Origin of the sequence: Natrinema altunense (assembly GCF_000731985.1) — an archaeon.
GTDB classification, from domain to species: Archaea; Halobacteriota; Halobacteria; order Halobacteriales; family Natrialbaceae; genus Natrinema; species Natrinema altunense.
On the sequence record NZ_JNCS01000004.1, the window covers coordinates 80,986 to 94,697 of the forward strand.

Below are 13,712 nucleotides of genomic sequence, written 5' to 3' on the forward strand. Positions count from 1 at the left end.
GATACGGAGGAACGCGAAGCGTCCCGAAACGAAGAGTGGTGTCGGACCGAATTCCGCTTCCGGGACAGTACGCCACCCCGGAACGGGAAGTCGGTTGCTGGCTCGCGGCGTCGTCTCGAGGTCGTCGGTGTGCTCGGACCTCGCTTACATCATGCCGCCCATGCCGCCGCCCATACCGCCCATGCCGCCGCCCATGCCACCGGGGCCACCGGCGGGCATGTCTTCGTCGTCGTCATCGTGGGAGACCGCGAGGTCGCCCGCGGCGATGACGTCGTCGATGCGCAGCAGCATGACGGCCGCCTCGGTGGCGGACTCGATGGCCTGGGTCTTCACGCGCAGCGGCTCGTAGACGCCCTCGGCGTCCATGTCGATGGTGTCGCCGGTGTAGGCGTCGAGCCCGGCGGCGGTGTCGCCGCCGTCGTGGGCACTGCGAAGCTCGACCAGCGAGTCGATGGGATCGAGACCCGCGTTCTCGGCCAGCGTACGCGGGATGACCTCGAGCGCGTCCGCGAAGGCTTCGACGGCGAGCTGCTCGCGGCCGCCGACGGAGTCGGCGTAGTCGCGCAGCGAGAGCGAGATGTCGATCTCGGGTGCGCCGCCGCCGGCGAGCACCTTCCCGTCCTCGACGGTCGTCCGGACGACACCCAGCGAGTCCTCGACGGCGCGGTCGATCTCGTCGATGACGTGCTCGGTACCGCCGCGGAGGATCAGGGTGACGGCCTTGGCGTCGTCGACGTCCTCGACGAAGATGCGCTGGTCGCCGGCGATCTCCTTCTGTGCAACGCTACCGGCAGCGCCGAGGTCGTCCTCGGTCAGGTCGTCGACGCTCGAGACCGGCGAGGCACCGGTCGCGCGAGCGAGCTGGGCCTGGTCGCTGGACTTGACGCGACGGACGGCGATGATGCCCTCCTGTGCGAGGTAGTGCTGGGCCATGTCGTCGATGCCGCCGTCGACGAAGACGACGTCGGCACCGGCGTCGGCGACCTGCTCGGCCATCTCGCGCAGCTGTGCTTCCTCCTGTTCGAGGAACTGCTCGAGCTGGTCGGGGTCGGTGACGTTGACCTCGGCGTCGATCTCGGTCTCCTTGATCTCTAAGTCGCCGTCGACGATCGCGATGTCGGCGTCCTCGGCGAAGTACGGCATGTTCTCGGAGACGCGCTCCTTGTCGACGATGACGCCCTCGACGAGTTCGGAGTTCTCGACGGAGCCGCCGACGACCTTCTCGACTTTGATGTTGTCCGTGTCGACGCCGTCGTCGTCTGCGACCGCGCGAACGGCCTCGACGATGAGCCCCGAGAGCAGGTCCTTGGCGTTCTCCGCGCCCTTGCCGGTCATCGCCGTCGCGGCGATCTGCTCGAGGATCTCGGTGTCGTCCTCGTCGACATCGATGGCGATCTCTTCGAGGGCCGCGGTGGCCTCTTCGGCGGCCTCTCGGTACCCCTGTGCGAGGGTGGTCGCGTGGATGTCCTGGTCCAGCAGGTCCTCGGCCTGGCTGAGGAGTTCGCCGGCGACGACGACGGCGCTCGTCGTTCCGTCACCGACTTCCTCTTCCTGCGTCTCGGCGACTTCGACGATCATGTCGGCCGCGGGGTGATCGATCTCCATCTCCGAGAGCAGCGTGACACCGTCGTTCGTGACGATGACGTTGCCCGAGGAGTCGACGAGCATCTTGTCCATCCCCTTCGGGCCGAGGGTCGTCCGAACCGACTCGGCGACGGCCTTCCCGGCCTGCACGTTCATCGACTGCGCGTCCTCCCCGGAGGTTCGCTGGCTGTCCTCCGAGAGTACGATAAGGGGCTGGTTGCCCATCTGCTGTTGAGCCATAGTCACTCGAAGGATTGATTGTGATTCTATATAAGCTTTTCCCAATTAATCGGACAGGGTGGCTCGAGGTACTCCCTGTCGTGCGTTTTCGATGCGAGTGCTCTCCGGGTATATATAGTCACACTGTATGAGAATCGCCGGGTAGATCCCGCGTCGCTGGCGATTCGGAAAGAAGGCGGCTACCGATGGAAAAGCGGTTCGAACGATCGGCCCGGTCGTGGACAACGGGATCCGTGATGCGCGGCAATCGTAACGGGAGAACGGTCAGGACTGTCCGCCGGGGAACCGGTGGTACTCCATCCCCTTGTGTTTCATCTCGTTGTGCTTCTCCTCGAGGAAGGAGTAGACCGCGCCGTGGGGCGCGCCGTCGAGGAGCATCTCGGCGGCGGTGCGGACGGCGTCGACCTCCTGTGGCGCACCGATGATGCCCAGCGTCGAGCCGTAGATGACGACATCGGCACCGGTTAGCTCTTCCATTAGTTCGCGGGTCCGGCCGCCCTCGCCGATGAGCCGCCCCTTCTTGCGTTTCATGTCGTTTTTGTTGCGCGCGGCGGCGTCGATGTCGACGACGTCGAACAACATCATGTCGTCCTCGAGCAGCCGCAGGGCGTCCTCGGGCGCGAAGCCGCGGCCGATCGCGCGAACGATTTCGGGGCCCTTGAGGCCGAGCACGGGATCGCCGACCGTTTCGACGGCGACGGAGCCGTTCTCCGAGTCGATGTCGAGTCGCACTTCGGCCGCCGCCTCGATCTCGCGCATCGTCTCGCCGCCTTCGCCGATGAGAACGCCGATGCGGTCCTGCGGAATCTTCACGTGCTGCATACTGTCCGATACTGGCTGGGCGAGGTTAAGCGCTTGGTCCGCGAACACCGGGTGCGCCGTGACATCGTCGCACGCGCTGGCTCGAGTCACGGAGCGATCGAAGGCAGCTACTCGCGAAGCGACCGGAATCGGACCGATTCGGAGCGAGTATCGACGATCGCGACCGTGCGGTCAGCCTCGGACGCCAGCACGTGTGCGCCGGGGTTGAGTACCGTCGTCCGGCCGGTTTCCGACAACTCGCGTTCGTGGTGGTGGCCGTAGCAGACGAAATCGTAGGTCTCGGCGGCCGCGATCGACTCGACCTCCTCGAGACTCTCGCCGTGGAGGACGGCGAACGAAAGGCCGTCGAACTCGAGGTGGGCGAAGCGGCCGTGGAGGCGGCTCTCGCCGCCGAGTCGGTCGAACGCCGCTTGGATGTTCGCGACGTCACCGTCGTGGTTCCCGAGTACGCCGTGAAGTTCGAACCCCTCGAAGTAGTCGACCATCAGGGGCGCGACGAAATCGCCGCAGTGAATGACGACCTCAACGCCGTCCGCCGCGAAGACCTCGGTCGCCCGTTCGACGGCTGCGACGTTGTCGTGGGTGTCGGAGACGATGCCGATGTCCATACTCGAGTGCGTGATGAGGGTAATAAAGAACGTTGGGATGATCGGAAGGAAAAACCACGAACTCGCGGGAACGCGTCACCGCTTGCTCCGAGTCGAAGCCGCGTCCGTGCCCCGAGTTCGAACGGTATATTTGGCCACCGAGTATCCACGAGGCTGGGTCTCGGTGCCGAATTCGACGTTCCGTGCGATGGCCTTCCGCTCGTTAGCCACATCGGCACCCAGTCACCACCGGAGCAAGTCGCGACCGGTGTAAGCGGCCCGATCTCGAACGCGCCGGCGACGGCGCTCCCTCAGTCCCGCGACGGGTCCGGCTCCGGGCTCGTGACGAACTCGAGGAGGTCGTCCGCCGTCACCTCGAGCCCTTGCCGCGAGAAAAAGCCCGACACGTTTCGACAGTCCCGCTCAAGGAAGTCGCGGCTGTTCGGGTGATGAACCGTCACGGCCTGGCCGAGGTCGATGAACACGAGTTGGCCCTCGGTCTCGTCGAAGACGACGTTGTACTCGCTCAGGTCGCCGTGGATCAGGCCGGCCGAGTAGAGCCGGCGCATGTACTCGCGCATGACCTCGTAGGCGGTTTGCGGGTTCTCGATGTGGACCTCGCCGAGCCGTTTCGCGCGGCCGTCGTCGGTCCCGATGTACTCCATGACCAGCACGTTGCGCTCGGTCGCGATCGGGTCCGGAACCCGCACGCCGGCCGCTTTCGCCCGCCGGAGGTTCGCTAGTTCCTTTTTCGTCCACGCGAGGACGACGTCTTTCTTCTTACCGCCTAACCCCTCGAATCGGGGATCGCCCTCGAGATACTCCCGCATCTGATTGAAGTTCGAGGCGTTGATCCGGTAGATCTTGACCGCGACCTCGCGGTCGTCGCCCAGCGCGTGGTAGACGTTGGCTTCCTTACCTGTCGAGAGCGGCCCGCCGAAGGCCTCGACGTAGCCGTCCTGGACCAGCTTGTACAGCGCCGCGAAGGTCGCGTCGTCGAACACCGACTGCTCGACCTTGAACTGGTCAGCGTCCTTGATACGCTCCTCGAACTGCTCGAACTCCCGGTCGCGCTTCCGTGCGATGCGATCGGCCTCGGTCTCCGAGATATCGATCTCCTCCCACTCGTCACCCGGGGTGTCGGCTTCCTCGAGGTCGACCAGTCCGAACTCCGTTCCCTGTCCCATCTGTCCGGCCCTACGCGCCGGGTGCGGGTAAATACTGGGGCTCGGTCGATCGGGCGCACCGACGGCGAGCGGACGGGCGGACACTCCACTCTTTTTCCCCTGTCCGTCGTATACCCGACCGTGAGTTCCACGACCGAGCGGCGACCGACAGTCGAGGGCCACCGATGACGAGCTACGACGTGACACTCGAGTGGACCGACGGCCGGACGCGGACGATCGACGTCGACGAGAACAAGACGGTACTCGAAGCGGCCCAGCGACTCGGCGTCCGGTTGCCGTACGACTGCCGAGCCGGGACCTGCATCACCTGCGTGGGCCGACTGCTCGCGCTCGAGGACGACGACGAATCCGACGACGACGGGACGGACCGGCCGCTCGACGTCGCGGACGCGTTCGGCTATCAGCGGCCGCCACAGGCACTGACCGACGACGAACAGGGCGACGGCTACGTCCTGTTGTGTATCGCCTCCCCACGAGCGGACTGCCGTATCGAAGTCGGACCGCGGGTCCGTGCCGAAGTCGGTGACAGCCCCTGGGCGTAAGGTCCTCGCGGTCCGTCGGATACGACCGCGACCGATCGCTTTTTTCGCGAGACGGACCCCGCTCTCAGCACGTCCGAATACTGCAGTTTCGGGAAATGCGAAAAGCAGGAATCAACCCATACGGACGCAACGATATTTCCCGGGTGACCTCGAGCATGGCTGACAGGCTACGTGACTGAACTAGCAGCCATAACCAATGCTTTTACTCCTTTGTGTCGTGGTCACAGATATGAGCCAGGAAGAGCAGAATGAAGACCTCCAAGAGCTACCCAGATGGTTGTTGGATGCACCGCATTTCATCGACGACAAACGAATAAACTCGTTCTACGACGCCGTTATTCGCCCAAAAGCGAAAATAGAGGAGTCGATCACGATCACGGTTCAGAAGGAAGACGTGAAAGAGATAAAGAAGGAGTTCGGGATCGGTATAGAGATTCAACCGCCGGATATCGTTAACATGGTGACGCCGTTTTTGAGAGCAGGCGGTGGACAAACAGGTAGCTACACGCGGTTTGGGAGAAGAAAAAACGAAATCAGACTCAACGAGATAAATACCCCACAACGGCAGTTGATACAGCTCCTACTCCAGTATTTTATAAAACACCCGGATCGGATAGGCGTCGTGCAAAATCGGCTATCACAAGATGGCTGGTATGTCAATCCCGAACGGATACGGAAACCACCGAAGCAACTGATCTTGCTCGATCTGCCGCCGAAGAACGTCGTTGTCGACACGCCGAGACCCGAAACGATGCTGATTCCGACATCTGCGGAGTTCACGAACGGTGAGATAGTTAAATTATACACCGACGATCGCTTTCAGTCCGCGTATCAACAACGAGAAGAACTCAAAAAGAAAGGCCGCGAGTCCTGGAAGCCGTTTTTGGAGGCCTACGATCCTCTCGATGCAACCGAAGTTATAGAAGATACAATCAGTGGAAAGATAGAATGGATAAACTACCGGCTCCCACTCAATAAGGAAGGGAAGACGGCCCAGATTCGATTTTCACCCTCCGGAGAGTACCACAACGGGGATTTTGCCTATAATTTGGTCTATATGGGGCACAAACACGGGCTACGGATCGTTGGAACGGTCCAGTCGGAGCCGGAAATAAACGTCTTAGCAGCGTATCGCAAATGAGAATCGGAGGCGGTTGGAAGCCGTCGATTTCAGAGCTATCGTCCCGTTCCACGAAGGCGAGTATTGGACAGAGGACTGTTCGATAAAGCGGACCCGCCGGATGGGGCGCGTTCATGAACGGATTCCGTTCGAAGAGCGATCGGTAACACGAACACGTTCGGTACGGTACCCGACTAGACTTAACTACGTGTTTGTGGTCGGGGAATACGATGAGTGACGCTAGTACAAATAGCGATGCCGAACCGGACCACGACCACGAACAGCACCACCAGGGGCCCGGCTACGCGACGCCCCAGGCCGCCATCGAGGAAGGCGAGCGAGAAAAACTGGCCTACGTGATGAGCCTCTACGTCGGCACGGATGTCGACGCGCCGGACTTCGTGGCGGTCGTCGACCTCGATCCCGACTCGGACACCTACTGCGAAATCGTCGACCGCATCGAACTGCCCAACCGCGGCGACGAACTCCACCACTTCGGGTGGAACGCCTGCTCGTCGTCGTGTCACGTGGAGGAACTCGAGCGGCGACACCTGATCGTTCCCGGGCAGCGTTCCTCGCGGATCCACGTGATCGACGCGAAAGACCGGCGGAATCCCGAATTGGAGACGGTAATCGAACCCGAGGAGGTCTTCGAATACGACCTCTCGGCACCGCACACCGTCCACTGTATCCCCGACGGCGAGATCCTGATCAGCATGCTCGGCGACGCCGACGGCGAGTTACCGGGCGGCTTCCTCGAGTTGAACGAGGACTTCGAGATCGAAGGGCGGTGGGAGCCGCCGGGTGAGATCGAGATGAACTACGACTACTGGTACCAGCCCCGCCAGAACGTGATGGTCTCTAGCGAGTGGGCCGCGCCGAAGACCTACTATCCGGGCTTCGACCTCGACGACGTGGAGGCCGGCAAGTACGGTCAGAAACTCCACTTCTGGGACTGGGAGGACGGTACCGTCGAGCAGACGATCGATCTCGGCGAGGAGGGACTGATCCCCCTCGAGGTGCGATTCCTCCACACCCCCGAATCGACCCACGGCTTCGTCGGGGCCGCGCTCTCGTCGAACATATTCCACTTCTGGCGTGACGACGCGGGCGAGTACCACGCAGAGAAGGCGATCGACTTCGAGAGCCGGGAGCACCCCGACTGGGAGATGCCCGTTCCGGGCCTGACGACCGATATCCTGATCTCGATGGACGATCGGTACCTGTTCGGCTCGAACTGGCTCCACGGCGAGGTCTGGATGTACGACATCTCGGACCCGGCAAACCCGCGGCGAGCCGACTCGCTCTCGGTCGGCGGTACCTTCGGCGACGTACAGGAAGTACAGGACCGCGAACTGAACGCCGGCCCACAGATGATACAACTCTCGCTCGACGGCGAGCGCCTCTACTGGACGACGTCGCTGTTCTCGTCGTGGGACGAACAGTTCTACCCCGAGGAGGGTGAGCAGGGGTCGGTGATGCTGAAAGCCGATGTCGACTCCCGCAACGGCACGCTCGAACTCGACGAGGACTTCCTCGTCGACTGGGGGGAGTGCCCCGAGGGACCTGCCCGCGCCCACGAGATCCGGTGGCCCGACGGCGACTGTACGAGCGATGTCTGGCAGTGAGCGGGCACTCGAACGACCGGTCGTCGAGCCACGCGGTCACCCTCGAGTGGCCCGACGGTCGGACACGGACGATTTCGGCTCGCGAAGACGAGACGGTGCTTGAGGCCGCCGATCGGGCGGACATCGCCCTTCCCCATGGCTGTCTGACAGGCGCCTGCGGGACCTGCACTGGCCGACTGCTCGGGAACGACGGGCCGAGCCAAGCGGCTGGTGATAAGGACCCGGACGCCACCGTCGAGGACATCTTCGCGTACCAGCGCCGACCCCGTGCGCTGAAGGATCGACACCGAACGGAGGGGTACGTGCTGCTGTGCGTCGCATCGCCACGAGCCGACTGTCGGATCGCGGTCGGCTCGAGCGTGCAGTCGGAACTGGTCGAAAACCCCTGGAAGTAACTCAGGAATCCGACGATGCAATATCAGTCACCGAACTGCTTTCAGAGAGCGTTTCGAGTGTGAATCCGCCACCCCCGACAGCACAGATTATCCGTCAGACTGGACTATAATACAGGATGTTAATAAACGGTATAATCGAGATGATCTCTCGGAGAAGGGGATATCGTGTAATATGCCACATTTAATCTCCAAACATATAACAAAATATTAATCGCTGGGGGGAGTATCTAACTGCTGTATTCGGGTCGTTACCGACTCGGCGACGAAACACAGGAGACAGACATGAGCAAGCAAGGAGACGACGACACGCAAATCGTACAGTACACCGAAGAATTGGAATATGACGAATCTTGGCTGACCGCAGCCGACGCTGACCGGCCGTTTCTGGCTGTCGAAGACGAGGATACCGTGGTGTACGACATGCTCACCACCGATCAGTCCCTCACCCAAGAGGGGGTCGCAGAGATTACTGCCGCAGCCGAATCGAGCGACGTACGCATCGTGTCGCTAACGCCGGTCGCAGGACGATTCAAGGCAGACGACGAGATGAACGCCGAGGCGTTCGTGGACCGAATCGCTAGCGTCGTCCGTGACTCGGCCAACTGGGAACCAGGACAGACGTTCGAAGCGGCGATTGCCGAGTGACGGGACCGCCGATTCGATGACCGACCCGGACCACCGTTGACCGGATACTCAGATGTGACCGATAACCATCGTCTTCACGCCGAGGAAGATATCGAGGTTGCCGACGACATAGGCGTACACCGGGTACTCGCCAGTAGGGAGTTCGGACGTATCGACGACGAACGAAGCAGTTCGCCGTTCGTTCGGGTCGAGTCGGAGCTCGACAGATTTCGGCTCGAACCAATCGGTGCCGCGGATCGCGTCATCGTCCGAGTGGAGCCACGGGAAGTATGTCGCCCGTAGCGGCACGTCGTGGGGATTCTCGAAAGTTACATCGAACTCCACCTCGCCGACCGATGAGTCGAACAACAACTCTCTGTCTACTGTCGGGTACGACGTGTCGGTCCCCTCAAAGCGAGGGACATCGAAGATGTTGAGACACCGGGGACACATCCCTCGATCTCTCGTGACACTTCCCCGAATATTACGGAACCGTTTCACGAACACCGGCCGACCGCAGTACTCACACGGTTCTTCGGCCTCAAACACGTCGCTCGGGATGGTTCGGTCCGTGTACTCTCCGGACAGGAAGCCCGGACCTCGTTCGGTCAGCTTCTCTCGGAGACGGTGTTGGATTCGGTCGATACTGTCGAGTGCAGTCTCGACCCGACGACGAACATCCCGATAGGCGTTCATCCGGGAACGTTGCGCCGTGAGATCGTCGGTGAATCCGGCGATCTGATTTTCGAGGTCTTCGAGTTGCCCCTTCGCTTTGCGGTCGAGAAACCCGATCTCTCCCAGCCCTCTGCCGTTTTCCACTGCCTGATAGATAGACATGAGCTCGTCGCCGCGATAGGGGGCGTCGTCGACGACGAGCCGCAGGTGGTCCGTTTGAATCGTTCCCCACGAGTACAAAAGAATACGAACCGTCTCGCCCTCCTCGAACGCCGTGAAGAATAGCGGTGCGTCGGCGTGTTCGTCAGTAAGGTTCCGTACGTAGTACTTCCCGTCTTGGGCGTCGAATCGGTCTCGGTCGAGCGACACGTCGACGACGTTGCAGTCGATATCGGTCACACTGAGGATGCACCGACCGTTCTCGGTCGTGATCGTCGCTTCGTACTGTTGTTCGACCGGCTCGGCGGTCGTGATCTCCGGACGACCGAACACGCAGAATGGGTGAGATTTGACGCTCCCTACATGTGCGTTCCGGTTCAGCACCTCACACCGTTCGGCCGCGGTGTACCCGGCCCGCAGTAGCGCGTAGTGAAGTGCCATCTCCTGATTCTTCCCGTCGTATGGCCGGTAGCCAGCGATCACCGCTCCCGACTCCCGGAGCAGTGACAGGCCGACGTGGACGGGTAGACCTGTTCCCTCCATATTGTTGGCTGGGACCATCGGGGAGCAGGAGTTGAGAAAGACGTTGTCGAACGACCACTCGTCGGCCATCACCAGCGTTCCCTCGAGCGGGCAGTCCTGTTCACCGTCGGTAACGCAGTGGGGTTGTGGTCCGTCAAACGACCCCACGTCCATCGTCGTTGGGAATCCACAGAGGTAGCCGTCGGTAAGGAACGAGTGAATCGTCCGCCCGTTGGTCAGCATCGACAGCGACGAGTACTCCTCAAAACGGTCCTCGATTCGGTCGGCAGTCGCGTCCTCTCGAACCAACACCTCACTGTCGTCGTCGTACGTATGGATCGACTGGTTTTCCATCCGCAAGACGATTCCGTGGTCGCAATTGCCTTCGACCTCATACTCGTACAGTTCGCGTGCTTCCTCAACGGTTCGTCCCGTGATGATTCCGACGTCGCCCTCCGTTTCGAGTGTGTGTTGCTGAATAGCTAGCAACTCCGATTCATCCAGTTCCGCCGCTGGACAAACAAATATATTGTCCCGCATAGCCGACAGTTCATCGAGTGTCTCGGCGAGTTTGTCGTCACGGTCGTCAGCAATGTCGGCTGCGAGCGAACGATATTCGGAACGTCTAGTGTTACAAACCACTGCCATAATAAAATATAATATTATGGTTAGCAAAAAGAATGTGGTTATCATACAGTCCCCGAATCGACACAAGTAGCCGTCCTTCAGACCGAAACACCCTCTTCGAGGAGCCGAAAGCTCCCCTCTTCGGAGTCCAGTTCGGCCTCAACGCCGTATGGGAGGGTCAGCTGCGGATCGGTGTGGCTGACGTCGACACCGTAGAGGATGGGAAAGTCGTACTCTTCGGTAACCGACAGAATTATTTTTCGGAACCGCTTCGACTCCTCGCTGTCGTACTGTTCGAACCGTCCAACAACCAGTCCTTCGATCTGCTCGAACAGTCCGGCGTTCCGTAGATCGATAAAGTACGACTCTATCTCACGAAGCGACGACTCCTCCATTGTTTCCTCTAACACAAGGATACTCCCATTGTGATCCGGCCAGTAGTCCGTCCCGATAACGTGTAATAAGGAGTACGCGTGGCCGCCCAACAGTCGCCCGCGTGCGCTCCCCTCTCGGAGCCACTCGTATCCGTTATTGTCGTGTAGCTTGCGGCGTCGTTCCAAGTCACGACGCTCGAACCAATCGAGGAACTCGTCGGTCCAAGATTCCGACGGTTCGATCGTACCTGCCAACTGTCCCGAGATCGCGTCGAAGAAATGGTCGATCGTGTACTCAAACGGTTTCGGATACTCGCCGAGTTGAGGCATCGCCGTTGGACCGTGGAACGTACAGAGTTCGCTCTGGGACAGCAGCGCGTACTCCAACACGGTGAGATCAGAATAGCCAGTCAGTATCGTCGGGTTGACAGCGATTTCCTCGTAATCGAGGTGCGGCAAGAGTGCACTCGTCCGGTAGCCCCCAATGGTCGGCACAATTACGTCCACATCTGGGTCACGGAACGCCGCCATCAGATCTTCGGCGCGCCGTTCTGCTCGGCGCTCACCCCACGATCCTGACTCACGTGTCGTCTCGTACTCACGTACGTCGAACCCGACCCGTTCGAGGAATGTCCGCGCCCGGTCGACCCGATGGTTGGCAACAGACGCCAGCGATGAACTCGGAGACACCAGTGCGACCGTACTTCCCGGCGTTGCTGGACTTGGCTTTTTCATACATCCATAAGTAATATAATATTTGAATTGTATAAAACTTTTTGGTTAGAACGGGAGTGTACCGTCACTGAACGTCCGAGCGGGTCGTGATCAAGAGGAGAAAGATACCAGCGACAGCGAACAGGAAGTCGACGGTGAGGAGGACAAAGAAGGCCTCGAGTGGACTGTTGGCGAGTGGGAGATTGCTGACGACGTTCCGACCCAGGATAATGGAGCGAGCGACATCGACCCCGTACGTAACGGGGTTGACGAGAGCTACCGGCTGAATCCATTCGGGAAGCGCTTTGATTGGGAGAAAACTACTGGAGAGAAACAACAGCGGTAACTGGAGGAGATTGGCGACGAGGGTGGTCGACTCTTGGTCCTCGGTGAGCACTGCCAGTGCGTTCGAGAAGGCTAGATACCAGCCAGAGAACACAACACCGACGCCGACGACGCCGAGTATCCCGAGAACCCCGGTTTCGATCTGTGCGCCGAGTAGGAAACCAATCACGACGACGACCGCTATCTGTACGACGATCCGGACGAAGTCGGCAAGGATCTTCCCGAGTAGCATCGCCGACGGCCGCATCGGCGACGCGAGAATCTTCTCGAACATGCCGGTCTCTATGTCGTTGACTAAGCCGACACCCGAAGAGACAGCGGAGGCGAGCGCTACTTGCATGACGATAGCTGGCAAGAGGAACGTCTCATAGCCGATCCCAGGGATAGTGCCGTTCACGGCTGTACCGGCCACGTTACCGAATACTGTCAGGAACAACACGAGGAATACCAGTGGCTGAATAAGCGACACGGCCAGCACGAATGGGTTACGAATGGCCTTCAGTCCCCAGCGTTTCGTGTTGACTACTACGTCTCCGCCAAACGAGTTCCCGGACAATTCGTCGGTCACGTCAATCCCTCCCCAGTGACGGTAAGGAACACGTCGTCCAACGTCGGTTCACGAACATCGAATCCCACGACCGAAATGCCAGCTTCGTCGAGTGCGACCAGCAGCGTCGTTCCGTGTTCCCGAACACTGTTTCCTGTGACGCTGATCCCGTTGTCAGTCTCCTCAATTGCGTTACTATTGAACGGACCGAGATCGCGAGCGATCTCCGCAGCTCGTCGTCTCGCGCCCTCATCGCCCGTGAGTTCCACGTCTAGAATCTCCTCGCCGACCCGGCCCTTCAGATCGTTCGGGCTTCCTTTGATTATAACAGACCCGTCCTGTACGAGGACCAGTCGATCACATAGCTTGTCGGCCTCTTCGAGGTACTGGGTCGTCAATACGATCGTCGTCCCTTGGTCATTGATTCGCCGAAAGTAGTCCCACAGTCGGTCACGAGCTTCTGGGTCAAGACCGGTGGTCGGCTCGTCGAGAAACACTACCGGCGGCTCATGGACCAGCGCCATTGCGGCGTCAAGCCGCTTTTGCATTCCGCCGGACAGTTTGTCGGCCGGCTTGTCAGCCACGTCTGCGAGGTCAACCAGCGACAACAGAGTCAAAACCCGCCGGTCTCGTTCGTCGCGTGAGACACCGTACATTTCGCAGGCGAATCGCACGTTTTCCTCGACAGTGAGCTCTGGATCGACGCTTGTTTCTTGTGCCATATAGCCGATCGATTTGCGAACATCGCGGCCGTCGGTCCGTATGTTAAAGCCGTTGACCCGTACCTCGCCGTCACTCGGAGTGAGTAGCGTTGCCAATACTTTGATCGTTGTTGTCTTGCCTGCGCCGTTCGGTCCAAGGAAGCCGAAAAACTCCCCTTCTCTGACAGTCATGTCGATATCGTCGACTGCTGTCGTCCCATCTGCGTATGTCACACGGAGCCCCCTCACATCGATTGCCGAGTCCGTTGGCACTCCATCGATCCGTTTTTGCTGCCCCATATTATTAATAGTAATCTGA

13 protein-coding genes are annotated in these 13,712 nt (G+C 60.2%); 5 read left to right on the forward strand and 8 right to left on the reverse strand.

The window, feature by feature from the left end; genetic code table 11:
• Positions 1-144: 144 nt before the first annotated feature.
• The 4 genes from thsA to rio1 form a co-directional block, all read right to left on the reverse strand.
• Positions 145-1,809: a thermosome subunit alpha gene (thsA, locus tag ALTAJ2_RS09385; protein WP_007109840.1), complete on the reverse strand. Its 1,665-nt coding sequence runs from the start codon at positions 1,807-1,809 to the stop codon at positions 145-147.
• Positions 1,810-2,088: 279 nt separating this feature from the next.
• Positions 2,089-2,646, reverse strand: a complete 558-nt coding sequence (locus ALTAJ2_RS09390) for a KH domain-containing protein (protein ID WP_007109841.1) — start codon at positions 2,644-2,646, stop codon at positions 2,089-2,091.
• Between the two features lie 107 nt (positions 2,647-2,753).
• Complete coding sequence (locus ALTAJ2_RS09395; RefSeq protein WP_007109842.1) at positions 2,754-3,254, reverse strand: YfcE family phosphodiesterase; 501 nt, start codon at positions 3,252-3,254, stop codon at positions 2,754-2,756.
• A gap of 290 nt (positions 3,255-3,544) precedes the next feature.
• Positions 3,545-4,420 (reverse strand): serine/threonine-protein kinase Rio1, encoded by an 876-nt coding sequence (gene rio1, locus ALTAJ2_RS09400; protein WP_007109843.1) that lies wholly within the window; start codon positions 4,418-4,420, stop codon positions 3,545-3,547.
• Between the two features lie 164 nt (positions 4,421-4,584).
• On the opposite strand from rio1, the gene ALTAJ2_RS09405 reads away from it, so the two are divergent.
• From ALTAJ2_RS09405 to ALTAJ2_RS09425, 5 genes are all read left to right on the forward strand, one after another.
• A complete protein-coding gene (locus ALTAJ2_RS09405) occupies positions 4,585-4,962 on the forward strand; it encodes a 2Fe-2S iron-sulfur cluster-binding protein (RefSeq protein WP_007109844.1) in 378 nt (125 codons plus the stop codon).
• Between the two features lie 229 nt (positions 4,963-5,191).
• The gene (locus ALTAJ2_RS09410) at positions 5,192-6,103 is read left to right on the forward strand and encodes a hypothetical protein (protein ID WP_144240232.1); all 912 of its coding nucleotides are present in this window, start codon (positions 5,192-5,194) and stop codon (positions 6,101-6,103) included.
• A gap of 209 nt (positions 6,104-6,312) precedes the next feature.
• A complete protein-coding gene (locus tag ALTAJ2_RS09415) occupies positions 6,313-7,710 on the forward strand; it encodes a selenium-binding protein SBP56-related protein (RefSeq protein ID WP_007109846.1) in 1,398 nt (465 codons plus the stop codon).
• The gene (locus ALTAJ2_RS09420) at positions 7,707-8,105 is read left to right on the forward strand and encodes a 2Fe-2S iron-sulfur cluster-binding protein (protein ID WP_007109847.1); all 399 of its coding nucleotides are present in this window, start codon (positions 7,707-7,709) and stop codon (positions 8,103-8,105) included. Before ALTAJ2_RS09415 ends, ALTAJ2_RS09420 begins: the two co-directional genes overlap by 4 nt.
• Positions 8,106-8,387: 282 nt before the next feature.
• The gene (locus tag ALTAJ2_RS09425; RefSeq protein WP_007109848.1) at positions 8,388-8,750 is read left to right on the forward strand and encodes a hypothetical protein; all 363 of its coding nucleotides are present in this window, start codon (positions 8,388-8,390) and stop codon (positions 8,748-8,750) included.
• A 48-nt stretch (positions 8,751-8,798) separates the two neighbouring features.
• On the opposite strand, the gene ALTAJ2_RS09430 is transcribed toward ALTAJ2_RS09425, so the two are convergent.
• The 4 genes from ALTAJ2_RS09430 to ALTAJ2_RS09445 all read right to left on the reverse strand — a co-directional run bounded on the left by ALTAJ2_RS09430 (position 8,799) and on the right by ALTAJ2_RS09445 (position 13,693).
• Positions 8,799-10,625, reverse strand: a complete 1,827-nt coding sequence (locus ALTAJ2_RS09430) for a hypothetical protein (RefSeq protein ID WP_007109849.1) — start codon at positions 10,623-10,625, stop codon at positions 8,799-8,801.
• A 185-nt stretch (positions 10,626-10,810) separates the two neighbouring features.
• The gene (locus ALTAJ2_RS09435) at positions 10,811-11,821 is read right to left on the reverse strand and encodes a S66 peptidase family protein (protein ID WP_081603377.1); all 1,011 of its coding nucleotides are present in this window, start codon (positions 11,819-11,821) and stop codon (positions 10,811-10,813) included.
• A 64-nt stretch (positions 11,822-11,885) separates the two neighbouring features.
• A complete protein-coding gene (locus ALTAJ2_RS09440) occupies positions 11,886-12,713 on the reverse strand; it encodes an ABC transporter permease (protein WP_007109851.1) in 828 nt (275 codons plus the stop codon).
• Positions 12,710-13,693: an ABC transporter ATP-binding protein gene (locus ALTAJ2_RS09445; RefSeq protein WP_049900599.1), complete on the reverse strand. Its 984-nt coding sequence runs from the start codon at positions 13,691-13,693 to the stop codon at positions 12,710-12,712. Before ALTAJ2_RS09445 ends, ALTAJ2_RS09440 begins: the two co-directional genes overlap by 4 nt.
• Positions 13,694-13,712 lie beyond the last annotated feature (19 nt).